This window comes from Paenibacillus sp. ACRSA (assembly GCF_022346845.1).
Lineage (GTDB): Bacteria > Bacillota > Bacilli > Paenibacillales > Paenibacillaceae > Paenibacillus.
Window position 1 is genome coordinate 48,325 of record NZ_JAKRNP010000009.1, and the last position, 26,366, is coordinate 74,690.

Sequence of the window (26,366 nt, forward strand, 5' to 3'; positions counted from 1 at the left end):
TTCACAGTAGACCGGAGGTTATCATATGAGCGAATTCATTAAACTCGTTAACAACTGGTCTATCACACAGTTTGTGCATACGTTTGGCGGTTTGTTTGAGGAATCACCTTGGGTGGCAGAGCTTACTTGGCCAACAAGACCATTCAATTCATTTGAACAGATGATGAAAGTCATGACGAGCATGGTTCTAGTTTCGAACGAGGACGCACAGCTAGAACTGTTGCGTAAACACCCTGATCTAGGAGCTAGAATTCACATGAGTAATCATTCGGTGAACGAACAGTCCGGTGCTGGTCTTGATCATCTAACCGAGGCACAGTACAACGAACTCCGACAATTAAATAAAGAATATACAAGCCGATTCGGCTTTCCTTTTATATTGGCAGTGAAGGGTCATACAACAGATTCAATTCTGGAGTCGATCCGGCAACGCAATCACCGTAGTCCAGAAGAAGAGTTCCAAACCGCACTCCAAGAGGTTTTCAAAATTGCTTCCATTCGTCTGGAGCAATGGATAGATCAGATGGGAGATGAACAGGAATTGGTAGTTCGAGCTGCAAAGACGCAGCAACGAACGATGTATTACGGAAAAGGGGACATCTGGATCTATCGTTCCTATGCGAAGCCGTTAACTGGAATACAGGTAATCCCTGAATCTCCTTTTGCCGGAAGGAGTAATATTTTATTCGGTATGAACGTTAAAGTCGCGATACAAGGGGATCATTTATTATCTTCTTTTGCAGGATCGGATATTTCCGACTCCCTTCCGACCGAAGCTATGAATCACTTCATTTTAAGGCATGCTTCCGAATACACCGGCGCTACAATGGAGGGGTTTCTCGCCTATGTAAGTGAGCGATTTCTTGTAACCTACCCACAGATAACTAAGATTCAGATGACAGGAGATCAGATTCTCTTGGAGGATACTCCGATTCAAACAGAAGGTGGTTATGGAGTAAGCGACCTGGTATTTCGTTATTCGCAGAACGATCGAGCCACGGCAGCAATTGAAGCACAACATGTGGGTGATCGCGTAGAGTTGAACAATCATTTTAGTGGGATTGCCGATCTTAGGCTTATCAAGGTTCAAGGTAATGAACTAGCAGATCTTAGTAGTGAAACGTATACAGCATCGTCAAAAACAACGAGTAGTCCGCTTGCTCTCTATCTAAGTGTGAACTGGCGTTACGCAGATCCAAGAGATGGGATACATGATGAACGGGGGCGTTACGTTCCTGCGGAGCAAGTAAGAGATGTAGCCGCTACTGCGTTCCATGATAGTACATCGGCATCAATTGAACATCTGCTGTACCAGATCGGACACCGGTTACTAAGTCGATTTGATCAATTGTGTGAGGTGTCCTTTGAATCCAATAGCCGAACGTGGGAGAACATTGTGAGCGTAATTCAGGAAAGTGAGAGTTCTCCAAGGGGAGCTGTATATACAGAGCCTAACCCTTCATATGGATTTCAGGGCTTCTCCATGACACGAGACGATCTGGAGAGCCATCCAATAAACTCCAAGGAAGAAGGTGCATGATGACTACAGCATCTACGGGACGAATTACAACACATGTGTTAGATACATCCCGAGGCATTCCTGCTGATGGGGTTCCAATTGCACTATATGCCCTAACCTGGGAAGTAGACAGGGAAATTAGAACCAAGATTGCAGAATCCATGACCAACCTTGATGGAAGATTAGACACCCCATTGATCGGAAACGGAGAACTGAGTATAGGAATTTATGAGATTCAGTTTAATGTCGAGAGTTATTATGCGCAGCGACCTTTGGGTGAAATGGCGCAGTCGTTATGGGGAGTGGTGCCGATTCGATTCACGGTATTGGACGCGACAAGTCATTATCATATTCCATTGTTAATTGCTCCAGGTGGCTACAGTACATACCGAGGAAGCTAAAGTTAACAAATTAACACCCAAATACAACAAGTGAATAACTGAGCCGCTTCTGGCTGTTGACTTCAGCCAAAGATGGTTCTCAAACGTGTTACAGAGGAGGTTGAATGATGACAGAATTTGACGTTCAACCACAACCGGGGTCGCCTGAAGACTATGTTCCTTTACCTGAACTGGAGCTTGTAGAATTACAAGCGATGCTGGATTGGCTATCCACCTACGGAGCAGATGCACAGGGCGGCGTCACTCGTTTATTGTATGACAACGCTTGGTCTGAAGCGCAGCATGCCCTAGCCAAACAGATGGCAGACAAAGGATTGGTTCCAGCGTTCGATCAGTCAGGCAACTTATATGGAACATTGAGCAGTGAAGGATCAACATCCTTCGATGCGGATAGAGAAGCTCCCTATCCCATTGTTACTGGCTCTCATATAGATTCAGTAGTTCATGGCGGAAAATATGATGGAGCATACGGTATTGTAGCCGGAATCCTTGCGCTCGAATACTTACACAAGCACTTCGGTAGACCGAAGCGGACACTAAAGGTAGTGTCACTTTGCGAAGAAGAAGGCAGCCGATTTCCCTTTGCATATTGGGGATCAAGGAGCATAACCGGCGTGACAATATTGAAGGAAGTCCAGCACCTGCTTGATCAACAAGGAGTATCCTTCTCTCAAGCGATCTTGGGAGCTGGTTTTGGACCAGATCGTGGCTTGGAGCCTGCTGCTCAAACCTATGGTGCATTTATTGAGCTCCATATTGAGCAGGGTCAAGTATTGGAACGACACTCCCGTTCGATTGGTATTGTATCCGATATCGTAGGCCAGAGAAGATACAACATTACCGTTATAGGTGAGGCGAACCATGCGGGTACTACACCCATGTTATGGCGCAAAGACGCACTTGCGGGTGCGGCAGACATGATTGTTGCGATTCGAAGGATTGCCCTTCAGACAGGCGAGCCGTTCGTAGCTACGGTAGGTCGCATCACAGCAGAGCCTGGTGTGGGTAATGTCGTTGCGGCCAAAGCTACATTCTCTCTTGATATTCGACATGTCAGACAAGAGATTTTAGATCGTTGTTGGCAGGATATGTTACAGGCTTTTCAACGTATTGCTGCCGAAGACCAGCTTCGTTTGAAATGGGAAGAACACCTCTCGGTTACACCAACCCCCATGAATGAGAAGATCCAGCAAAATATCCAAGAGATCTGTGAACGTGAGCAAATTTCTTATCTGCATATGCCTAGTGGGGCAGGACATGATTCACAAATTTTCCAGCCGGCTTGTCCAACAGCGATGATTTTTGTACCAAGTCAACAGGGCATTAGTCATAACCCTCGTGAATTTACAACAGAAACGGATCTAATGAATGGTTTTCGAGTACTGGTTCGGTTGCTCTATAAATATGGCTATGAGGATTGAAGGACATATCGTTTTACGTTTTACCATTAGGTAAATCCATATAGACGGAGAGACGGAGCCACATTTTTAGAACGGGAAAGGAGGAGCTTTATGCAGAATCAAATGCCGATATCAAGAGGGAATATGGTGACTTCTCCTCATTACCTGGCAAGCGCAGTGGGAAGCACGATCCTTGGACAGGGAGGAAATGCTTATGATGCAGCAATCTCAGTAAGTGCGGCACTCGGGGTGGTGTATCCACATATGACAGGGCCAGGAGGAGATGCCTTCTTCCTTATGCACGATGGAGCTACGGGAGAGATTACGGGTTATAACGGAAGTGGTCGCGCTGCCGCAGGGATCAATGCAGATACTTTCAAATCCATGGGCATGACCTCAATTCCTGTGCGGGGTGTGCTGAGTGCGATTACCGTACCTGGCATGGTTGATGCTTGGTGGGAAGTCTGGTCTCGCTATGGAAGGCTGCCCTGGGCGCAGTTGCTCGAACCGGCAATTCGTTATGCAGAGAAAGGGTGTCCCGTATCACGTGATCTCTGTATATGGCTGAAACGTAATGAAGCATTGATCATGGAGCAGACGTCGCTTCGAGCGTCATTCGCTCCATTAGGCATACTTTTGCAAGAAGGAGAGCTATTAGTTCAGCCTGAGCTTGCCTCTTCCCTGCGTAAGATTCAAGCCGATGGTCGAGAGAGCTTTTATAACGGAGAGCTGGCGAATCGTCTAACATCAGCTATTCGTGAAGATGGTGGCATGCTCGCACCTATTGATTTTGCTAGTCACAAAGGCGAGTGGGTGGAGCCAGTCAGCACAGATTACCGTGGCTATGAAGTACATCAGATGCCTCCCAATTCCCAAGGCTTCTCCCTGTTAATGATGCTGAATATGCTTGAACATGTTGATCTATCTTCAGTTCCACGGACATCACCAGAGTTCTACCATCTTGTGACAGAAGTGGTGAAGAAGGTTTTTCGAGACAGGGATCGATATCTTACAGATCCAGACTTTAGAGATATCCCGTTAGATCGTCTGTTATCCAAAGAATATGGGGATGAGCTATGGAGTGAGATTCACACATTCCCACCTGTGGCTCAACCCTTTTTATCTAAAATGATTGGTCAGGATACTGCTTATGCTGCAGTGGTGGATCAGGAAGGGAACGCAGTGTCGTTTATCCAGAGTCTATATTTCGATTTTGGTTCCGCGTATGTGCCTGGAGATACAGGTGTTATTATGCAGAATCGTGGATCTTTTTTCTCACTGAATTCGCTGGATGCGAACGTGCTAGAGCCTGGAAAAAGAACCTTCCATACACTTATGCCTGGGCTCGTCACACATCATGGGAAACCGTATATGCTTCTAGGCACACAAGGAGGAGAGGGGCAGCCTCAGACCCAAATATCTATTATTTCCGGTGTAATCGACTATGGATTGACGATTCAAGAGGCGATTAATCTGCCTCGCTGGTTGTATGGCCGGACGTGGGGAGAGAAAAGTGATCAGCTGCGCGTGGAGAACCGGTATCACAATGACATATGCGAGACCCTTACAAGCTGGGGACATAAAGTAGAAGTTAGAGCACCGTGGGATGACGTTATGGGCCAGTCGCAGGGTATTGTGATAAGTGCAGATGGAATGATTAGTGGCGCCGCAGACCCAAGAGGGGATGGTATGGCTATCGGCGGGTAACACGTCATTTATAGTGCCTAATGATACTAATGACAGTCAAATGATGAATAGTAACAATGCCATAAATAGAGACGGATCGCGAAATGATGGGGGAGATTACGATGGGAACAATTCTACTAAAAGGTGCACAGTTAGTCACGATGAATGCGGCAGAGGACGTATTCACTGGAGATCTACTAATCGAGGATAACAAAATCAAAGAAATCGCTGTGAATATTAATGTTGAAGCAGATCAAGTCATCGATGCGCGAGGCAAAGTGCTCCTGCCTGGTTTTATTCAGACCCATATTCATCTGTGTCAAACCTTATTTCGCGGACGTGCGGACGATCTGGAATTAATGGATTGGCTACGTCAACGGATCTGGCCGCTTGAAGCAGCTCATGATGAGGAATCCGTGTATTATTCGGCAATGCTTGGCTTAGGTGAGTTAATCTCAAGTGGAACTACAACCATTCTGGATATGGAAACGGTACACCATACAGAATCAGCATTTCAGGCCATGGCTGAGAGTGGAATACGTGTGATCTCAGGCAAGGTAATGATGGATCATGGTGATGAAGTTCCTGAACCTTTACGTGAAAATACCTCTACTTCATTACAGCAAAGTGTCGATCTGCTGGAAAAATGGAACGGGTTCGGCGGTGGACGGATTCAATATGCCTTTTGTCCACGATTTGTAGTGTCTTGCACAGAAGAATTGCTAATTGAAGTTCGTGACTTATCGAACCAATATCATGTGAAAGTGCATACGCATGCTTCTGAGAATCGCGGAGAAATCGAGATGGTTGAACACGAGCGTGGTATGCGTAACATCGTGTACCTTGATCATATTGGATTGGCTACTCCTAGACTGGTATTGGCTCATTGTGTGTGGCTCAGTGAAGAAGAGAAGGAGATCATCCGTAAACGCGGTGTCAAAGTCACTCACTGTCCAGGCTCGAACATGAAGCTATCCTCTGGTATTGCGGATATACCTGATCTGCTGAATCGACAAATTGCGGTAGGGATCGGTGCAGACGGCGCTCCATGCAACAATAACCTGGATATGTTTCAGGAAATGCGCCTAACTGCGCTAATTCAAAAGGTACCGCATGGCCCAACCGTCATGGATGCACGGACTGTGCTGCGGATGGCAACGATGGGAGGTGCAGAAGTGCTTGGCATGTCTAAGGAGATCGGAAGCCTTGAGGTTGGCAAAAAAGCAGATATGGTTCTGCTGGATTTGGATGATTTCCATACCTATCCCTCATATGAGACAGATGTGTATTCACGTGTAGTGTACTCAGCGACACGTAGCTGTGTAGACACCGTTATTATAGACGGAGCTATTGTGCTGAGCCATCGTAAAATCCAAACCATTGATCGAGGCATTGTCCTGCGTGAGTCGGATAAGAGCATTGCCAGATTGATGAAGCGGATCTAACCGATCTAACGAACTCAAAGTGTAATGAACATACATTCATCTTGGAGCTTAAACGGTTTTACAAGAGAGGTAGAGACGAATATGGAGATGCATGATCTGAGTGCAATTGTAGCGAACTGTACCAACCGCTACGTACTTGCCACAGCGATCAAGGTAGAGGGTCATGCTTATCGTAAACAAGGTGTCTCTATGCTTTTGACCGAAGATGGCAGCATGTATGGTAGCATCAGCCCAGGATGTCTGGAAAGTGATCTGCAGGCTCGTGTGGAGCGCATTCTAGATACTGGACAACTCGAGATCGTGGAATATGATATGCGTCCTGAAGATGATCTGTCTTGGGGAGAGACGGTGGGCTGTGGTGGATTGGTGATTGTACTGCTTGAGCCAGTTCAAGGCAAGCTGCACGCCATGTTAGTGGCGATGAACGAATATTTGCAAATGGGCACTCCGGTTGAATTTACGCGTAGATTTCAACAAGGGTTCTCCAAGATGGATTATCGACTGAGCCTCATACGCATAGAGGGTGACAAGGGTCATATTGATGAATCGGAACAGATTGCATTAATGGAGCACATTCGAATGAACGAATCTAACCATGCTACATCTCCGCCTATATCAATGCTGAACGAAATAGAAGTTGTGCGCAATGGGCGCAAGCTAGAATCAGCCTTTGTGGAAGCCAATCCGTGGGGTTTACCGTCTAAACTTACTTCCACTTATTATGCTAAACCCCGCTTAATCGTTATTGGCGCAGGTAATGATGTGCTCCCTGTAGTGAAGCTTGCCCAACTGGCAGGTTTTCGCATCGTGGTTGCTGACTGGAGAGAGTCGCTGTGTACTGCTGAACGTTTTCCTGACGTGGCGTTGTGTCTAGGATTTCCGCGCGAGATTCTGTCAGTTCTTCAGTTCCAGAGAGACGATCACATTCTCTTGATGAGTCATCAATTCCCAAGGGAACGAGAAGTGCTGGAGCTTCTGGTAGGCGTGGACTATGCATATCTAGGCATTATGGGTTCGAAGACAAGAACAGAGCGCCTATTAAACGGTTTACCACCATTATCCCATGTTCATTCGCCTGTTGGATTAAGCATCGGAGCAGAAGGGCCTGATGAGATTGCTATAAGTATCGCCGCAGAGCTTGTCGCCAGTAAACGGAGCGTGGCTGCATCGCGTCGAAAGGCTCAGAAGGAGGTTAAACATGGGACTGACGGGTATTCTACTTGCAGCAGGTAAAAGCTCTCGCTTGGGTCGGGATAAGTTGTCAGTGGTGATGCCTGACGGGAGGTCTTTGGCTGCGTGGTCTCTAGAGGCTGCACTCGATTCCGAGTTAGAGCGAGTTATATGTGTTGTCAAACCGGAGGATACCTTATCGTGGATCCCAAGACGCTGGCTGTGTGCAGCATCTTATACTTATCAACCTGAGGTGAAGCTGCTGATCTCCGTCTGTGATGATTATGCCATGGGCATGGCTCACTCGTTACATTGCGGCATACGAAATGCTAAGCAATACGAGCCAGATGGGTATATGGTGATGCTGGCAGATCAGCCACTTATAGAAACTCAGCAGATTAACGAGATCATAACGATCTTCGAAACAAATAAACATTCCGATTATGTTGCAGCCACAGAGTGCGAAGGTGGTAAACCGCCTGTTGCTTTTCGCTCACATCTGCTCGCTCAAATCTTATCTCTTCGTGGTGATGAGGGTGCAAGGAGAATCATGCGAAACTCCCAATTCACCGGCACATACGTCTCCTTATCTGATCCTAGCTTCTGGGATGCCGATACGGAAGATGAGTTAGAACGGATCGTGCACTACATGAAGCATCTTCATCCATCTCGAGATACACCCCTATTATAATTGAAGCACTAGGGAGAGGAATTGACTTCATCTTATCTGACTTCACCCTATCTTATAATAGATCTACCAGTCCAATGGACTGGTCTATTTGTGTTTTACTATGTCACATTTGGATCGTTCTATCATGCATTGAGCACAATTCTAACTTTTGTTTTATACATTTATCCAAAAGCATGTAAACATAATTGACGTTATAACTGTACTCCAATATGATTTGAACAATTATTCGGATCGTGTAGGCAATTCATATGCCAAACATGACGCATAATCGGACTAATTAAACGTATCAACGACATATGGGTCATAGCCAACCTCCTGTTAATGGAAGAGAGAGAAAGGAGTGGGATGATGGTCATGCCAGCGTACGGATCAGGCGCAATGCCAACAGTATGGCAGCCCCAGGATTTACATGAACTGAGCGAGGTGAGGAAAAGCCTTCAAAGTAGGTATTGTTTTGTCGCTGGTGGAACATTACTTCGAACGCAGTGGGAGGGTGGTTTAGTTGCTTCTCCTGAGCACTTGATATGCCTTTCCGAGCTTCCGGGTGTAAGTGATATATATGCTGAAGAGCAGCAGCTGGTGATTGGTGCATTGACTCGTCTGAACAGATGTGAGACAGATACGCTAGTGGCACAATTTCCGCTTTTGCAAGAGGCTATTCGCGTGATCGCTGCCCCTTCCATCCGAAACGTGGCAACATTAGGTGGCAATATTGTATCGGGTGTGGGTGACACGATTACTGCCTTGTTAGTTTACGATGCGCAGTTGAACTGGATGACAGATCAAGGTATGAAGAAGTGTAGCTTGGCCTCATGGCTAAATGGAGGAGAGGACGGACGTCGAAATCCGGAAGATGTATTGGTCTCCATTCATATTCCGATGCAAGATAAGGATTCGATGTCGGTTGGAATTGAACACCATAGTTCAAACAATAAGCAGATAAGTTACTATCGCAAGTTAGGGCGTCGTGAAACGTTTAGTGCTTCACTGGTGACGATCGCAATGCATGGTGAAATTGGTCCGGATGGTCGTTGGAAACAGATTGCGATCGCGGCTGGCGGAGGATCGGGTATGGCAATGCGGCTACCTCTGTCTGAACAGTTGCTTCGTGATGAAGCAGCCTCGGTAGGGCAAGCAACTGCTCTTGCATCGACAGTTATAACTGAATTCATAACGTATGGCGATGCTTTCGCCTCTGAACAATATCGTAAACAAACTGCTGGTAATTTGCTTGGTGCGGGTCTGTGGGAAGCATTGAATTGATTGAGATCTAACCGATCAGGAAGGGGGAGACGAGGATGTTATTGAATCGAGAGGTTAGTGGGAAACGCTGGCATTTGCGCCCAGATGGGATCGGTAAAGTGACAGGACAACTCCAATATCTGACGGATATGACACACCCGGAAATGGTCTATGGAAGAGTGCTTCGAAGCGTCTATCCTTATGCACGAATTCTTTCGATTGATACGACCGAAGCGGAAGCTATGGAAGGTGTTCTGGCTGTTCTTACGTCGAAGGACGTACCTGGCCTGAATCGTTTTGGCATCGCAACGCCAGATCAACCCGTATTCTGTGAGGATGTTGTACGTTATGTTGGAGATGCGATAGCAGCGGTGGCTGCCATCTCTCCTGAGCGTGCAGCACTTTCGCTGGATGCCATTCGTGTTGAATACGAAGAATTAGCTCCATTGGACAGTACAGATGAAGCACTTGCTCCAGGTGCACCTGAACTGCATGAGCATGGGCCGGGCAATGTATTACATCGTACCGAAATTAAACGTGGCAATATCGAGGAAGCTTTTGCAGGCTGTGAACATGTGGTGAGTGAGACGTATTATACACCTCGCCAGATGCATGCATATATGGAAACAGAAGGTGGACTTTTTGTTCCCGATGACGCGGGTAGGCTTCACGTGTATGCAGCTACACAACACGGGTATAAAGACCGGATGCAGCTCGCACGAATTATTGGCTGTCCAGAGGAAGATATCCGGGTCGTATCCTCGCCGATCGGTGGTTCTTTTGGTGGAAAAGATGAATTGAACGTGCAGCCTTATGGTGCACTCTTAGCTCTTCGCTGTTTACGGCCTGTGAAGATGCATAATTCGCGGAATGAATCTGTTCGTGCTGGCCTGAAACGGCATCCGATGAAGATTGAGATGCAAACAGGCATGAGTCGCGAAGGTATTATTCAAGCTCATCGAGTTCGAATTACGGCGGATACGGGTGCATATGCCACGTTAGGAGCGCCCGTGCTTAATTTTGCAACAGAGCATTGTCTTGGTTCCTATTCTATTCCGCATGTTGATGTGGAAGGGGTCTCTGTGTATACCAATAACGGTTTATCTGGTGAGTTTCGTGGGTTTGGTGGGAATCAGGCGATCTTTGCAATGGAAGGTCAGATGGATCGTCTGGCTGAAATAATGAATATGGACCCATGGGAATTCAGGAGACGAAATATGAGAGGGAAATCAGATCCCGGACCACTTAATCAGCGCATTCTCGTTACAAATGGTCTCTCTCAGGTGTGGGAGGCAATGGAACGCTCTGATCTATGGCAAAAATATCAGCAGCCACCGCCCAATTCGTCGCTGCCTCCATGGATCAAACGTGGAGTAGGTGCAGCTCTGGCTATGCATGGCGCTGGGTTAGGCTATGGAATTCCTGATCCTGCGGGAGGCCGCTTATCCTTGAATAAGGATGGCAAGATAGAGGTGGCTTTCAGTTACGAGGAGTTTGGTCAGGGTCTCATTGCTACATTGGAAATTATGCTCTGTGACTTGTTTCAATGCAGTACGTCGGATCTAAGCATCATCATAGGAGATACAGATCGGGTACCACACAGCGGTTCCAGCACAGCATCACGTTCAACCACGATGGCGTGGATGGCTCTGCAACGTTTGCATACACCATTTCGTTCGAAACTGTTGTCAGTCGCTGCGGCGAGTGTTGGGATTGCAGAAGAAGAACTTGTAACCGGACCTGGAGGGATATGGCTGAAAGGTCAGCTACAGTCAACCGGAATGCTGGTATCCTATGTGGATCTAATGCAGCAGGGTGAAGAGGAAGAATGGATTTTCGATACACAATTCGCATACCCAACAACGCCAGATCAGGTCGTAGGTGGACATTATCTATACACGTATGCAGCCGTTGCTGCAGAGGTTGAAGTCAACACATTGACTGGTGAGGCCAAGTTACTGGATACGCATCATGTCGTTGCCGCAGGTCCTGTCATCAATCCCATGGGTTTCATTGGACAGATTGAAGGCGGCAGTGTGATGGCACTCGGGTTTACATTAACTGAGGATGCACTCATGCAGGATAGCCGTTATGTAACAACCAACCTGGATACCTACTTAATCCCAACTATTCGAGATATTCATACTGACTTGAAAGTAGAAGCGATTGAAGATCTACCTGAAGGAGATCCATTTGGACCAAGGGGAATTGGTGAAATCGGATCTGTAGCACTAGCTCCAGCAATAACTGCTGCTATTCAGCAAGCGACAGGTGTATGGGTGAACCGCTTGCCTGTACCACGTGAACAACTGATGAAGCCTGTCGATGTACCGTTACAGGAAGGAGTACAACCCTCATGAGTAAACCGCTAGCTAACTTCTGGACAGCCGTTATTAATGGGGAAGAGCAGCAATTACAGATCACTCCAACGACTAGGCTTGTTGATATTCTAAGGACGCATTTGAATCTAACAGGTACAAAAGTATCTTGCGAGGTAGGTCGCTGCGGGGCATGCATGGTTCTAATGGATGGTGACCCGGTAAATTCCTGCTTATTGATGGCTTATCAATGCCAAGGTCGCGAGATCACAACGATTGAAGGACTGAGCGGAAATCAAGAAGGGGATCTGCACCCCATTCAACAAGCTTTTGTTGAAGAAGGGGGATTTCAATGTGGTTACTGTACGCCCGGGATGGTGATATCCACCAAAGCATTACTGGATCAACATCCGCAACCAACGCAAGAACAGATCGAAATTGGTCTCTGTGGTAACTTGTGTCGTTGTACTGGATATGGCGGAATCCTTCGTGCCTTAAAGAGGGCAGGGGGGAGCCAGAGTGAAGCGGATAAGATTACGGAAAATACGGAGAAGGAACGGAATGATTATGATGTCGTGGAATCTTAGGCTCATAACGTTAATAAGACCGGGTGCTGGAGTGGAGTTTTCCATAGCGCACCCGGTCTTTTCTGCGGAAGGCTCGTTCTAATTAGGTATATAAAAACGAAGCTCCATCTCTAACGAACCCAGTTGGACTTAAAGGCGGCAAAATTTCATTATCGGAATGCTAACGAATCGTTGGCACGTTAATACGTATTTTGGGCACGAGGATTAGCTCCATTTGGCGGTATTTCTTCATAATAAGCATTCTCAGATTCGATATTATGATAATTTGCTGACTTGAAAATGAAGCTATCCAAAAAATATCGCAATTGACTCGTATTTTATATACATAATAAATATTATGTAAACTTATTATTTTCGATATCAGCCATAAGCTCTGTCTATAAGCTTTTAGAAATCCATAGGTGTTTTTAGGGGCTAATTGAGCTGTATTTTGGTCTTAACGATGGAACAAAACGTATTAAGTTATTTCCCTTAAAATTTCTAGAATTAATGATTATATTAATCAATATGACGAAGTTTATAATCGTTTTCGATATGCAACATTAAAATTTATTTTTCTCCTTGCAATCTAAAATGTTTTCTTATTTGATCGTTGTTTAACGAACTAATCACACAGGAATCAAACGATAATATTGATAGTCTGATTAATAATGTAATTATATGGATTAAAAGGAAGTTTAGACAGGCGTTCTTTGAGAAATACAACTCCATTTTTGCTTCGAAACAGACCTTGAAGATGTAAAAATACAGTCCTGATTCGCTTATGACATGATGAAGCGAAAAGATGAGAAATGCGGCTATTACGCGGTTTTTAGATCATTCCCATATGGATTTGCGATGGATTTAGCAGCGCTTTCAATGTATGCTTTTGAAAACTGGAAAGGAAGTGGGAAAATGGAACGCGAACTGGCGTTGGAAATTGTCAGAGTAACAGAATTGGCTGCTTTAGCCTCAGCACCATGGATGGGAAGAGGAGATAAGAACAGCGCAGATGAAGCGGCTACTTTGGCCATGCGCGCCATGTTCGATTCCGTGTCTATTCGCGGCACGGTAGTAATCGGTGAAGGTGAAATGGACGAAGCGCCCATGCTGTATATCGGTGAGGAAGTGGGCAACGCGGAAGGACCTGAGGTTGACGTAGCTGTAGACCCTCTTGAAGGTACGGAGATCGTAGCTAAAGGTCTAAATAATGCTTTATCGGTTATTGCGGTGGCTGGGAAAGGAAACCTGCTCCATGCACCGGATATGTATATGGAGAAGCTAGCTGTTGGTCCTGCTCTAGTAGGCAAGGTCAGCATTGAGGATCCTGTTGAAGTCACTTTAGAAAAGGCAGCCGCCGCTCTGAACAAAAATATTTCGGATTTGACTGTCATGATCCTGGATCGTGTCCGCCACGAAAGTACAATCAAAACGCTGCGTAAGGTTGGGGTACGGATCAAATTCCTCAGTGATGGTGACGTTGCAGGTGCGATGGCTCCAGCTTTCCCGGAAGCGGGTATTGATCTGTATGTTGGATCGGGAGGTGCACCAGAAGGTGTGCTGGCTGCCGCTGCATTATCATGCTTAGGTGGCGAAATTCAAGGTCGCTTGATGCCGGCCAATGCCGACGAATTTCAGCGCTGCTTGCAGATGGGAATTGATAACCCCTATAAAGTATTAACGATGCAAGATATGATTGGCACAGAGGATGTTATTTTTGCTGCAACAGGTGTAACCCCAGGTGAAATTCTGGGAGGTGTACGTTATTTAGCGGATGATCGGGCTGAGACGGACTCCATTGTGATGCGCGCCAAAACGAAAACGATCCGTTTCATTCGTTCACAGCATTTCCTGCCGAACAAGGAAGTGTTGCACAAAGTAAGACAGCTACAGTCCATCCCAGAACCGTCTGATCGTATCCCGAGTCATATGAAGACAATGGAGCAGGCGGAGTTTAGCCAATCCTCTGTAGACCATGGTCTAATGACTTCAGCAGAACACGGATGAAGGAAACGCGCGACAGATCAATAGGGTTATAGAATAATAGGAGCTTTTATTAAATGGACTTTCTGAAACTAAATAAGATGGGGATTCTGCCTTGCGCAGATCCTCATTTTTTTGTGTAAAAAGCATTGACAACGTTTACAACCCATGAGAAAATGTACGCGCGTACATAAAATGATGAAATTTTAAACTTATATGTGAATTCTGACATGATTAACGATCATGTTCTATTCATTCAGTTCAGTTAAAGGGGGTGAATGTCGTGGCATCACGTAAAGAAGTGGCTGAGCTTGCGGGTGTCTCTGAGGCTACCGTGTCCCGTGTGTTAAATGGAGTTGGGCCGATAAAAGAGGAAACCAAGCGCAAAGTTCTTCAAGCTTCTGAGCAACTTGGATACGTTCCGAGTGCACTCGCTCGCAGTTTTGCCAGGAGTAAAAGCGGTAACCTCGGTGTAGTGATGCCTTATGTTCCTAAAGCTCATTTGTTCTCTGCCTATTTCTTCTCTGAAATGTTAAGTGGTATTGGGAACAAGGCGCGGGAAAGTGGAATGGATCTGCTCGTTATGTTTCGAACACCGGATGAAGTCATGAATTACACAGATCTGTTTCGCAGACAAAAGATAGATGCTTGTATCATTCTCGGTGCGAGAAACGATCCGGGAGAACTGTCGGCACTACAGCAGCTTCATCAGGAAGGGCATCCATTTTGCGTCATGAACCAGCATTTTGCAGGTCAATCCTTCGTCGAAGTGGATGCGGATCATATTGAGGGTAGCCGGCAAGCGATTCGCCATCTCACCGATCAGGGCTACCGCAAGATTGCTTTTCTCAATGGACCAGACAGCTATTCCAACAGTCAAGAACGGTTGCAGGGTGTTCAGATGGGGATGCAGGAAGCCAAAATGGAGCTAGATCCCAGCCTGTTATTGGAAGGTAACTACAGTAGACGAAGTGGTCAGGAAGCTGCGGGGCGAATTGCTGAACGCCTACATGAGATTGATGCTGTATTTGCAGCAAACGATCGGATGGCCATTGGGGTAATGCATGGGTTGCGAGAGCGCGGTATACCGGTTCAGGACTTTCCTGCTTTTGTTGGTTACGATGACTCCGATGCAGCCGAAATGGCAGTTCCACCACTAACCAGTGTACGGGTTCCCTTTTATGCGATGGGGGAGCTTGCTGCCAAGAAACTCATTAATGAGAAGGTAGGCAATCCATCTGCTAACGTCTCTAATTTATCTTCAGTCTCAACTAGACATCTATTACCCACCGAGTTAGTTGTACGTGCTTCATCGATCCGTTAATGGTAGATAATCACATAGATTCCCAAGGAGGAAATGATCATGTCAAAACATCTTCGTGTAGGAATGGTCGGATACAAATTTATGGGGAAAGCACACAGTAACGCGTATCGAAGCCTACCCATGTTTTTCCCGTCAGCACCTTTGCAGCCTGAAATGTCCGTCATCTGCGGACGTAACGAGCAAGGTGTTCAGGAGGCTGCTAACCAGTTCGGATGGTCTGAGAGTGTAACGGATTGGCGTGAGCTGGTAAAGCGAGATGATATCGATCTCATAGACATTAACGCGCCAAGTGATGCACACAAAGAGATTGCAATTGAAGCTGCACGTCAGGGTAAGCACCTATTCTGTGAGAAACCCTTGGCACTATCACTCGCGGATTCCCGTGAGATGCTCCAAGCTGCCGAGGATGCGGGCATCGCTCACATGGTAGGGTTCAACTATCGTTTCTCCCCAGCAGTGCAGTTAGCCAAAGATCTGGTGCAGAGTGGACGCTTGGGTAAAATCTATCACTTCCGTGCATTTTTCCTGCAAGATTGGATCATGGATCCGTCCTTTCCGCTCGTATGGCGATTGCAAAAAGAAGTCGCTGGCTCCGGTTCGCATGGCGATCTCGGCGCACATCTGATCGACCTAGCTCGCTTCCTAGTAGGGGAATTCAAGGAAGTTATCGGTATGAGCGAGACGTTTATCAAAGAACGTCCACTTGCTTCGGAAATGACCGGGTTAAGTGCCAAAGGCAGTGCAACCAGCGATGCACCGAAGGGCGAAGTCACCGTAGATGACGCAACACTATTCTTGGCGAAGTTCGCAGATGGAGCACTGGGAAGCTTCGAGGCTACACGTTTTGCAGCCGGTCACCGCAGCACCAATTCCTTTGAGATTAATGGTAGTCTCGGAAGTGTGCGGTTCGACTTCGAACGAATGAACGAATTGGAAGTTTATTTCACCAAAGATGAAGAAGATGTGCAAGGATTCCGCCGTGTACTTGCAACCGATCCAGCGCACAAATATGCCGAAGCTTGGTGGCCTGCTGGACACACGATTGGATTTGAACATACGTTCACTCACGAGATGTTAGAGCTTGTTACTGCAATATCGGAAGGTCGTCAGCCATCACCAAGTTTCCATGACGGTGTAGCCTGTCAAGCAGTGCTTGAAGCCGTTGAGCGCTCCATTGATGAGCGACGTTGGGTATCCCTTGAAGAGATGTGAGTCTAAGTGCATGTAGCTAAACTATAATGATAATTTAGGAAAGCGAGTGATTAGGTGATGAGTAAAGCATTGATCGTATGGGGCGGTTGGGATGGACACGAACCGGAGCAGGTAGCATCTATTTTTGAACGTATTCTGAAGGAAGAGCAGTTCGAAGTTGAAGTGTCCGATACACTTGAGGCCTATGCAGACGCTGAGAAGCTGCTTGGTCTTGATCTAATCGTACCGCTCTGGACAATGGGACAGATTGAACAAGAACTGGTCAACAACGTATCTGCAGCTGTTCAGAGTGGTGTAGGCTTGGCAGGTCTGCATGGTGGGATGTGTGATGCATTCCGTAATAATGTAGATTGGCAATTCATGACGGGTGGCCAGTGGGTTGCACATCCAGGTAACGATGGCGTAGAGTACACCATTAATATGAAGCGTGGCTCAAGTCCACTGCTTGACCACATTGAAGATTTTCAAGTAAAAACAGAGCAGTATTATCTTCACGTAGACCCTGCTGTAGAAGTGTTAGCAACAACACGTTTCCCTATCGTTAATGGTCCTCACGCTGCAAATGGACCTGTAGACATGCCCGTCGTCTGGACGAAGCGCTGGGGAGCAGGGCGAGTATTCTATAATTCACTTGGACATCATGCCGATATCGTTGAGATGCAGCAGGTAACCGAGATGATGAGAAGTGGCTTCAAATGGACAGCCGCAGGCAAACAACTTGCGAAGCAAAATAAAGATACGAAGAATGAAGTGTATACAGGTATGGCTGACAACCAAACGTAATGAGATAGAAGGACAGTAGTAGACCCACTAACAAGCTGGGTTATAACTAACGTGTATCAGACATTTTAAGCGTTTACGTATCAGTATAATCATATTAAAACATCATTTTATGTTTCCACATTTCTGTTCGATGGTGAAGGGAGCCCAAGTATGAGCGTTATGAAAGTTGGCATTATTGGCTGTGGTAAAATTAGCGGCATTTATATGGAGAATTGTCATCGGTTTGACGTGCTTGAACTCGTGGCAGTTGCAGATCTAGATCAGAAGCGAGCTGAGGAACAAGCAGCAGCTTATCAAGTTCCCAAAGTGTATACCGTAGAAGAAATACTGGCGGATCCTGAGATTGAACTGATTATCAACCTGACTATTCCTTCCGTTCATGCGAATGTGTGTCTGCAAGCACTGGAAGCGGGCAAACATGTGTATGTGGAGAAACCACTTGCGGTTACTCGTGAAGAAGGTCTTGCCGTACTAGAGACAGCCAAAAGAAAAGGATTGTTGGTGGGCTGTGCACCCGAAACTTTCTTCGGTTCAGGTATTCAAACTGCCCTTAAATTAGTTGAAGATGGTGTGATTGGCAAACCTGTTTCGGCAACAGCTTTCATGATGGGCAGAGGTCACGAGCACTGGCATCCGGATCCTGAGTTCTATTATGCATCAGGTGGCGGGCCGATGTTTGATATGGGGCCGTACTATCTCACAGCACTGGTGCAACTTCTGGGTCCGATCTCAACTATTGCTGGTATGACGGGTAAAGCAATGAACGAACGGACAATTACGAGTGAGAAAAAGCGAGGACAAACCATACCTGTTGAGATTCCAACACATGTAACAGGCTTGCTGCAGTTCGAACAGGGCGCTATAGGTACACTCATTACAAGCTTCGATGTGTTTGGCGGCAGTGTGTTGCCTCCGATTGAAATCTATGGAACGCATGGTACATTACAAGTACCTGACCCTAATACCTTCGGAGGTCCAGTCCGTTATAGACTTCTTGGAGAGCAAGAATGGACGGAGGTACCCCTACTCTCAGGTTACCAGGAAAATACACGCGGAATTGGTGTAGCAGATATGGCATATGCAGCGCATAGTGGCCGGGCACATCGAGCAAGCGGTGAGCTTGCGTACCATGTCTTAGAAGCTATGTGGGCATTCCATGATTCGTCGGATGACCAGACATTCTATCAAATGAAAAGCACTTGTCAGCGTCCGGCGCCACTGCCGGAGAATCTTCCTCTCTACACGCTTGATCAGTAACTTTACTTATGTTACAAATTGCAGCCTGGTGTCCTTGTATAAAGGGTTCCAGGCTGTTCCTGTTCACTACGGTTAAGCAGGGTGACTTCATTCTGAACGAAAATTAAGCTACAATGGACAATAATATAGAAATGAAAGAGGTAGGTAAACATGGTACGTTTCGGAGTCGTAGGCACCAACTGGATTACAGAAAGACTACTTGAGGCCGCAGCACATGTGGAGGGCTTCACACTGACGGCAGTTTACTCTCGGAGTGCTGAGAAAGCAGATGCATTTGCAGATCAATATAAGGCTGCACACCGATTCACGAATCTCGAAGAGATGGCAGCGAGTGATGAGATCGATGCCGTATATATCGCAACGCCTAATACATATCATGCGGAGCAGGCAGAGTTGTTTCTAAGAAATAAGAAGCATGTATTGTGCGAGAAGCCGCTAGCTGCAAATAGTGAAGAAGTTCGCCGATTAGTGGATGCTGCTCGTGAATCCGGGGTTCTGTTAATGGAAGCGATGAAATCAACACTAGTACCAGCATTCAAAACGGTTCAGTCGAACCTTCATAAAATTGGGCCTGTTCGCAAGTATATCGCAGGATACTCCCAATACTCTTCACGCTATGACAAGTATAAGGAGGGCATTGTGCTAAATGCATTTAAGCCAGAGCTAGCTAATGGCGCACTTATGGATCTGGGCGTATATTGTCTATATCCATTGATTACGCTGTTTGGTGCCCCTAATCAAGTACAATCCCAGGCGTATATGTTGACATCCGGCGTGGATGGTCAAGGGAGTGTTATTCTGAATTATGATGAGATGGATGCGGTTGTAACCTATTCCAAAATCTCTAATTCACATGTGCCTACTGAAATTATGGGTGAACTCGGCAGTATTTTAATTGATAAAATTGGATCGCCCGAACATGCCGAGATTCGATACAATGATGGTACGGTGGAAAAACTAGAAGCAGAGCAGAATTATCCAACGATGTTCTACGAAGTTCAAGAGTTCGTAAACCTCGTTGAAGCGGATAAACTAGAATCGGATATGAACACATATGAACGTTCCTATGAAACCATGTTAGTTATGGATCAAATCCGGAAACAGATCGGACTTGTTTTTCCAAATGATAAATAGGTAGAAGGAGGGTTACCGGATGCAAAAGGTATTAATTCTTGGGGGCACACGCTTCTTCGGCAAACGTCTGGTGGATCACTTGCTGTGGGAAGGTAAATCACAGATCACGGTGGCAACTCGGGGCAAAACGCGTGTGGATTTCGGGAGTGAAGTGAACCGGATTAAGATGGATCGGGAAGATCCACAATCTTTGGCAAAGGTTGCTCAAACAGACCAGTGGGATGTGGTGTATGACAATATTTGTTATTCACCCGATGCGGCCAAATCGGCATGTGAAGCATTCGCTGGTCGGACCAAAAGATATGTTCTAACATCAACACTCTCTGTGTACGGTGATCCTAAACCAGGATTTACAGAGGATGACTTTGATCCATATACTTACCCGCTGCAATATGGGAATCATGAACAGTTTTCTTATGGGGAAGGCAAACGTCTTGCTGAGGCTGTATTTTTCCAAGAAGCCGAGTTTCCGGTTGTTGCCATGCGAATTCCGATTGTGTTAGGGATTGATGATTACACAAGACGACTGCATTTTCATATTGAACATGTGCAAAAGGGAAAACCGATTGGCATGCCGAATCCGGAAGCCGAGATTGGATTCATTAATTCCACGGAAGCGGCTAGATTCCTCGCCTGGCTTGGACATTCTTCCATTACTGGGCCGGTTAATGCTGCCTCACAAGGAGCGATTAAATTATCAGAAATGATGAAGCTAATTGAATCCGTAACGGGGATGCAGTCCCAGATTCTATCCGAGACAGGTAAGGAAGATATGTCACCTTTTGGCATAAGTGAATCTTGGACGATGAGTACAGATAAGGCTGAACAAGCAGGTTATACGTTTGAATCATTGATGGACTGGTTTCCTGGTCTCGTTCGTGAAGTGGCTCTGGCTCTACAATCTGAGAGTTAATTACATCCGTCTTTTTTCACCACCTATTGCATATCCTGAAATACCGAGTATAATACTTGGTAAATAGACGAAAAGGGGATGCAATAAACGATGAAAACACATGCTGAATTGAACTCGCTTCTTGTTGACGATTATCTGGATCTCCTGAATATGGCTAAGCAATTAGGGGATAAGGAATGGGAACAATCCATTCTAACTGCACTGAAAGAAGAAGTTGAAGCTAATCGCCACCTGGATTCTATGGAAGTAAGACATGATCTATGGATGCAGTTTGAAGATATAAACGAGCAGATGCACGCGTTGTTAATTCAGTTGAAACATGCAGAGGATGCTGAGGATAAAGAACAGATTATCGAGTCGATCTGGGGATTGAAAGTGGATCGTACTGCGATTACGCGCAAGCTTGAGACGATGAGCAGGTCTAAATCCGGTCAATCTTAATCACTTCATTTTCATAATAAAATAAAAAAATATACGTGAGCCCACTTGCTTCCTTCCATGGAGATATGCAAGTGGGCTTTTTATAGTGATTGATTGAAGTTGTGTAAAAGCATGAAATGGATTACTAAACGGTTATAGTTGTTCGCTTAGGGTTATTTTGATAATGTATGTATAAGATATACAAGATACGTATGGTTTCTAACGATAACGAAGATGAGTGGGTTGAGCACACATGGGAATAGATCTGGAGAAACAGCGACTAAGTATAGAAGCAGCCAAATTGTATTATCAGTCTGATTATAGCCAACAGGATATTGCGGTCAGGCTCGGTGTATCACGTCCGACCGTATCTCGACTGCTGCAGTATGCCAAAGACCGGGGTTATGTCCGGATTGAGATTATGGATCCTTTAGAGGATATCGATATTATTGCTGGGGAATTAAAAGCTAAATATGATCTCGAAACAGCGCTTGTATGTTTCGCACCTCTGAAGAGCGATGATGAAATACAGAAGCAGATCAGTAAGAGAGCTGCTGATTATCTTCAGGATACTGTTCAAGATGCGGATATTATTGGTGTAACCTGGGGAACAACGATGCATGCTGTCGCTCGCCAGCTTCGTCCTAAACAGGTCAAGGGCGTAGAGGTTGTTCAGTTAAAGGGAGGCGTCAGTCACTCGCATGTGAATACCTATGCAGCTGATATCGTACATCTATTTGCGGAAGCTTTCCATACTGTGCCTCGATATCTGCCCCTACCTGTGATCTTTGATTCTATCGAAGTGAAGAACATGGTGGAAGCTGATCGACATATCGGTAGAATTGTAGAGCTTGGCCGGCAAGCGAATATCGCAATTTTTACGGTGGGCACAGTGAAGGAAGATGCACTTTTGTTCAAACTTGGTTACTTCAGTGAAGAGGAGCAGCAACTGCTGATACATACAGGAGCAGGTGATATTTGCTCACGTTTCTTTGATAATGAGGGGAAGCTAATCAGTGAAGAGATCAATAGCAGAACTGTAGGTATCGACCTGTCTGAGCTGAAAAATAAGGAGAAAGCTATTCTTGTTGCAGGTGGTCAACGCAAAATTGAAGCGATTCATGCTGCACTCCAAGGCCAATATGCAAACATTCTAGTTACGGATCAATACACAGCCCAAGCTTTGCTTCGTCTCTAATCGAAAGAGTGACAACATCTGCCATGTGCTCATGGCGGATGTTTTGCTGTGTAGAGCGAAAGCTAAGATGTGCAGTAATTGGGTAAGTACAAGTATTAGTTGTAATTAAGTAGAGCTTCATTCGCACAATGTGAACAAAAGTTCAGTTTGATTATTACATATGTTCATGTTAGTGTAGGATATAGAATACATCGTTTATATAAAGGGAGAGATATGAATGACTACACCACAATTAGCTAAAATGATCGACCACACTTTGCTTCGTGCAGACGCTACGCAGAGCGAGATGGTTAAACTGACAGAAGAAGCAAAACAATATCAATTTGCATCCGTATGTGTGAATCCAAGTTGGGTTGCTTATGCTGCTGAACAATTAAAAGGTACAGGCGTTGATATCTGTACTGTTATTGGTTTCCCTCTGGGAGCCTCTACTTCTGAAACAAAAGCATTCGAAACGACAGATGCCATTGCCAAAGGTGCAACAGAAGTTGATATGGTCATTAATATTAGCGCATTGAAAGACGGCAAAGACGATTACGTTGAGCAAGATATTCGTGCAGTGGTTGAAGCGGCCGCAGGTAAAGCTTTGGTCAAAGTCATTATCGAAACTTGCCTGTTGACTGATGATGAAAAAGTACGTGCGTGTGAAGCAGCTGTAAGAGCTGGAGCTGACTTCGTCAAAACATCAACTGGATTCTCTACTGGAGGAGCAACGCCTGAGGATATCGCTTTGATGCGTCGTACAGTAGGCTCAGATGTAGGTGTGAAAGCGTCCGGTGGCGTTCGTAGCCTCGAAGACATGCAAAAAATGATCGAAGCAGGCGCAACACGAATTGGCGCAAGTTCTGGTGTTAAAATCATGCAAGGCGGACAATCTACATCTTCGTATTAATCAGAACGATATCTCATTTAGATGTATGTTAAATCTTTATTAAAGTTTAACGAAATGATGTAAACGAACTGAGCTTGTCTTGAATGCCCGCATAATCGAATCAATTTCATAATACCTATAGCTGCTTCAATCAAGGCTAGATATAGATCAAAACGGTTCACTTTGTCTATATCTAGTTTCAGAAATCCATTGTTAATGAGTTATGAAATTGTTCAATCGTTGTTTTTGCAAGTTTATGCGGGTTAGACGGACAGGATACATTAAATACAGCAGTTTGTAGTGATATATTGAAAGCGCTTCATTCGTTTTTCGGGAAATTTATTTCATTTTCATTACAATCCATGAACAGAAACCTTTGAGCTGATTGAACAACTGGCTTAACTACCTTCAAAGGAGAGATTACATGAAATTTCTAATCGCCATACTCGGCTTACTTGTTGTTTTTGGGCTGGCTTATATCGCCAGCAACGGGAAAAAACAGATTCGATACCGACCGCTTGCGGTAATGATTGTTTTACAGATTATACTGGCATATTTCTTGCTCAATACAGCGGCGGGTACGTTTCTCGTTGGCAAATTCTCGACTGCATTTAAGGCATTGCTGGATTATGCGAATGAGGGGATTGCATTTGTATTCGGTGATTTAGTAACCATTGGAGCAGATGGTGGATCTGGTCCGTTCTTCCTCACCGTGCTGATGCCGATTGTGGTCATCTCTGCCTTGATTGGGATATTACAGTATATCCGAATCTTGCCTTTTGTTATAAAATATATTGGTCTGGTATTAAGCAAAATCAACGGAATGGGCAAACTGGAATCATATAACGCGGTTGCTTCGGCTATTCTAGGGCAATCTGAAGTGTTCATATCCGTAAAAAAACAAATTGGGTTACTGCCAAAACATCGGCTGTATACCTTATGTGCCTCAGCGATGTCCACGGTATCGATGTCCATTGTCGGTGCCTATATGACGATGATTGATCCGAAATATGTAGTGACGGCATTAGTGCTCAATCTATTTGGCGGTTTTATCATTGCTTCTATTGTGAACCCTTATCAGGTTACACCGGAAGAAGATATATTGGAGGTTCAGGAAGAGGAGAAGCAATCGTTCTTCGAAATGCTAGGTGAGTACATTCTAGATGGATTCAAAGTAGCCATAGTGGTTGCTGCGATGCTCATCGGTTTTGTCGCGTTAATCGCCTTAATTAATGGTATTTTCAGTGCGGTGCTCGGTATTTCATTCCAGGAACTGCTCGGTTATGTGTTTGCACCCTTTGCCTTTATTATGGGGATCCCATGGAAAGAGGCGATTCAAGCGGGAAGTATTATGGCAACGAAAATGGTATCCAATGAATTCGTCGCAATGCTAAGTCTTAGTGGTCAGACAGCATTGTCGGAGAGAACTACCGGAATCGTATCTGTATTCCTCGTATCGTTCGCCAATTTCTCTTCCATCGGTATTATTGCTGGTGCGGTTAAAGGACTTCATGAGAAACAAGGTAATGTGGTGGCCCGCTTCGGTCTGAAGCTGCTTTATGGTGCATCGCTTGTCAGCGTGCTGTCGGCGATCATCACTGGACTTTACTTGTAAGCTGGATTATTGGAAGGAGTGCTTCATTTATGTCAACATTCAAAAGAGTACATCTAATCGTTATGGATTCTGTAGGAATCGGCGAAGCGCCGGATGCAGCAGATTTTGATGATTTTGATGTAGATACGTTCGGTCACATTGCACGTGAACGCGGAGGTCTGAAGATGCCACATATGGCGAGTCTTGGACTGTCTAATATTAAAGAAATCGAGGGTATTCCTGTAGCGGCTGCGCCTAAAGCGTATTACACCAAAATGCAGGAAGCATCCAAAGGTAAAGATACCATGACAGGTCACTGGGAGATCATGGGCTTGTATATCGATACACCTTTCCGTGTGTTTGAAAATGGGTTCCCGGATGAGCTAATTCAGCGAATTGAAGAAAAAACAGGTCGTAAAGTGATTGGTAACAAACCTGCGAGCGGCACGGAAATTCTGGATGAATTAGGTGCTGAGCATGTTGAAACGGGCGCACTGATCGTATATACGTCGGCTGACTCGGTACTGCAAATTGCAGCGCACGAAGATGTCGTTCCTTTGAAGGAACTGTATGAGATTTGTGAGTTCTGCCGTGAAATTACGCTTGAAGATCCTTACATGCTGGGTCGTATTATTGCACGTCCTTTCGTGGGTGAAGCGGGTGACTGGAAACGGACAGCGAACCGTCATGACTACGCGCTCAAACCATTTGGTCGTACCGTAATGAATGAACTTCAAGATGGTGGATTTGATGTTATCGCTCTTGGTAAAATCGCAGATATCTATGATGGTGAAGGTGTAACCAAATCTGTTCGTACCGTTTCCAATATGGATGGAATGGACAAGTTGTCCGAAACGATGGACGAGGAGTTCACTGGACTTAGCTTCCTAAACCTCGTTGATTTTGATGCCTTGTATGGTCACCGTCGTGATCCACAAGGGTATGCACAAGCCCTTGAAGATTATGATGCACGCCTGCCAGAAATTTTTGCGAAAATGACAAACGATGATCTGCTGCTGATTACAGCCGACCATGGTAACGATCCAACATACCGTGGTACAGACCACACACGTGAATATGTACCATTGCTGGCATACTCCCCGCGTTTCAGTGAGGGGAAACAGCTTGACCTACGCAGTACCTTTGCTGATCTTGGTGCGACCGTAGCGGAGAACTTTGGTGTGAAAATGCCGGAGTATGGTACAAGCTTCTTGAAAGATCTGAAGTAAGTACGTAAAG

22 protein-coding genes are annotated in these 26,366 nt (G+C 45.6%); all 22 read left to right on the forward strand.

The features are described 5' to 3' along the window. Nucleotides 1–25 precede the first annotated feature (25 nt). The 22 genes from uraD (at nt 26) to deoB (ending at nt 26,356) form a co-directional block, all read left to right on the forward strand. Nucleotides 26–1,540, forward strand: coding sequence for a 2-oxo-4-hydroxy-4-carboxy-5-ureidoimidazoline decarboxylase (gene uraD, locus MH215_RS22015; protein ID WP_239293322.1), 1,515 nt, complete (start codon nt 26–28; stop codon nt 1,538–1,540). Continuing rightward, nucleotides 1,537–1,920, forward strand: a complete 384-nt coding sequence (gene uraH, locus MH215_RS22020) for a hydroxyisourate hydrolase (protein WP_239293323.1) — start codon at nt 1,537–1,539, stop codon at nt 1,918–1,920. The genes uraD and uraH overlap by 4 nt, the downstream gene beginning before the upstream one ends. A 104-nt stretch (nt 1,921–2,024) precedes the next feature. Beyond that, nucleotides 2,025–3,341 (forward strand): Zn-dependent hydrolase, encoded by a 1,317-nt coding sequence (locus tag MH215_RS22025; RefSeq protein ID WP_239293324.1) that lies wholly within the window; start codon nt 2,025–2,027, stop codon nt 3,339–3,341. Nucleotides 3,342–3,431: 90 nt separating this feature from the next. Further along, the gene (ggt, locus tag MH215_RS22030; RefSeq protein WP_239293325.1) at nt 3,432–5,027 is read left to right on the forward strand and encodes a gamma-glutamyltransferase; all 1,596 of its coding nucleotides are present in this window, start codon (nt 3,432–3,434) and stop codon (nt 5,025–5,027) included. Nucleotides 5,028–5,128: 101 nt separating this feature from the next. Then, on the forward strand, nt 5,129–6,451 hold the full coding sequence (locus MH215_RS22035) for a 5'-deoxyadenosine deaminase (protein ID WP_239293326.1): 1,323 nt from the start codon (nt 5,129–5,131) through the stop codon (nt 6,449–6,451). Nucleotides 6,452–6,532: 81 nt separating this feature from the next. Continuing rightward, nucleotides 6,533–7,684, forward strand: coding sequence for an XdhC family protein (locus tag MH215_RS22040; protein WP_239293327.1), 1,152 nt, complete (start codon nt 6,533–6,535; stop codon nt 7,682–7,684). Then, complete coding sequence (locus tag MH215_RS22045; RefSeq protein ID WP_239293328.1) at nt 7,650–8,312, forward strand: nucleotidyltransferase family protein; 663 nt, start codon at nt 7,650–7,652, stop codon at nt 8,310–8,312. Before MH215_RS22040 ends, MH215_RS22045 begins: the two co-directional genes overlap by 35 nt. Before the next feature lie 354 nt (nt 8,313–8,666). Then, nucleotides 8,667–9,575: an FAD binding domain-containing protein gene (locus MH215_RS22050; protein WP_239293329.1), complete on the forward strand. Its 909-nt coding sequence runs from the start codon at nt 8,667–8,669 to the stop codon at nt 9,573–9,575. A gap of 35 nt (nt 9,576–9,610) precedes the next feature. After that, nucleotides 9,611–11,914 carry a xanthine dehydrogenase subunit D gene (pucD, locus tag MH215_RS22055; RefSeq protein WP_239293330.1) on the forward strand — a complete coding sequence of 768 codons (2,304 nt, stop codon included), beginning with the start codon at nt 9,611–9,613 and terminating at the stop codon, nt 11,912–11,914. Beyond that, nucleotides 11,911–12,459 carry a (2Fe-2S)-binding protein gene (locus MH215_RS22060; RefSeq protein WP_239293331.1) on the forward strand — a complete coding sequence of 183 codons (549 nt, stop codon included), beginning with the start codon at nt 11,911–11,913 and terminating at the stop codon, nt 12,457–12,459. The genes pucD and MH215_RS22060 overlap by 4 nt, the downstream gene beginning before the upstream one ends. Nucleotides 12,460–13,353: 894 nt before the next feature. Beyond that, nucleotides 13,354–14,445 carry a class II fructose-bisphosphatase gene (gene glpX, locus MH215_RS22065; protein ID WP_239293332.1) on the forward strand — a complete coding sequence of 364 codons (1,092 nt, stop codon included), beginning with the start codon at nt 13,354–13,356 and terminating at the stop codon, nt 14,443–14,445. A gap of 250 nt (nt 14,446–14,695) precedes the next feature. Further along, nucleotides 14,696–15,745: a LacI family DNA-binding transcriptional regulator gene (locus tag MH215_RS22070; protein WP_239293333.1), complete on the forward strand. Its 1,050-nt coding sequence runs from the start codon at nt 14,696–14,698 to the stop codon at nt 15,743–15,745. A gap of 39 nt (nt 15,746–15,784) precedes the next feature. Next, nucleotides 15,785–16,957 carry a Gfo/Idh/MocA family protein gene (locus MH215_RS22075; RefSeq protein ID WP_239293334.1) on the forward strand — a complete coding sequence of 391 codons (1,173 nt, stop codon included), beginning with the start codon at nt 15,785–15,787 and terminating at the stop codon, nt 16,955–16,957. 57 nt (nt 16,958–17,014) lie between these two features. After that, nucleotides 17,015–17,740 (forward strand): ThuA domain-containing protein, encoded by a 726-nt coding sequence (locus tag MH215_RS22080; RefSeq protein WP_239293335.1) that lies wholly within the window; start codon nt 17,015–17,017, stop codon nt 17,738–17,740. 150 nt (nt 17,741–17,890) lie between these two features. Next, nucleotides 17,891–18,997, forward strand: a complete 1,107-nt coding sequence (locus MH215_RS22085; protein WP_239293336.1) for a Gfo/Idh/MocA family protein — start codon at nt 17,891–17,893, stop codon at nt 18,995–18,997. Nucleotides 18,998–19,147: 150 nt separating this feature from the next. Beyond that, nucleotides 19,148–20,131, forward strand: coding sequence for a Gfo/Idh/MocA family protein (locus MH215_RS22090; RefSeq protein WP_239293337.1), 984 nt, complete (start codon nt 19,148–19,150; stop codon nt 20,129–20,131). Between the two features lie 19 nt (nt 20,132–20,150). After that, complete coding sequence (locus MH215_RS22095; protein WP_239293338.1) at nt 20,151–21,044, forward strand: NAD-dependent epimerase/dehydratase family protein; 894 nt, start codon at nt 20,151–20,153, stop codon at nt 21,042–21,044. A 90-nt stretch (nt 21,045–21,134) separates the two neighbouring features. Further along, a complete protein-coding gene (locus MH215_RS22100; protein WP_239293339.1) occupies nt 21,135–21,485 on the forward strand; it encodes a hypothetical protein in 351 nt (116 codons plus the stop codon). A gap of 238 nt (nt 21,486–21,723) precedes the next feature. Next, complete coding sequence (locus MH215_RS22105; RefSeq protein ID WP_239293476.1) at nt 21,724–22,662, forward strand: sugar-binding transcriptional regulator; 939 nt, start codon at nt 21,724–21,726, stop codon at nt 22,660–22,662. Nucleotides 22,663–22,879: 217 nt separating this feature from the next. After that, complete coding sequence (gene deoC / locus MH215_RS22110) at nt 22,880–23,554, forward strand: deoxyribose-phosphate aldolase (RefSeq protein WP_239293340.1); 675 nt, start codon at nt 22,880–22,882, stop codon at nt 23,552–23,554. Between the two features lie 403 nt (nt 23,555–23,957). Then, nucleotides 23,958–25,148, forward strand: coding sequence for a NupC/NupG family nucleoside CNT transporter (locus tag MH215_RS22115; RefSeq protein ID WP_239293341.1), 1,191 nt, complete (start codon nt 23,958–23,960; stop codon nt 25,146–25,148). A gap of 29 nt (nt 25,149–25,177) precedes the next feature. Continuing rightward, nucleotides 25,178–26,356: a phosphopentomutase gene (gene deoB / locus MH215_RS22120; RefSeq protein ID WP_239293342.1), complete on the forward strand. Its 1,179-nt coding sequence runs from the start codon at nt 25,178–25,180 to the stop codon at nt 26,354–26,356. Nucleotides 26,357–26,366: the final 10 nt, after the last annotated feature.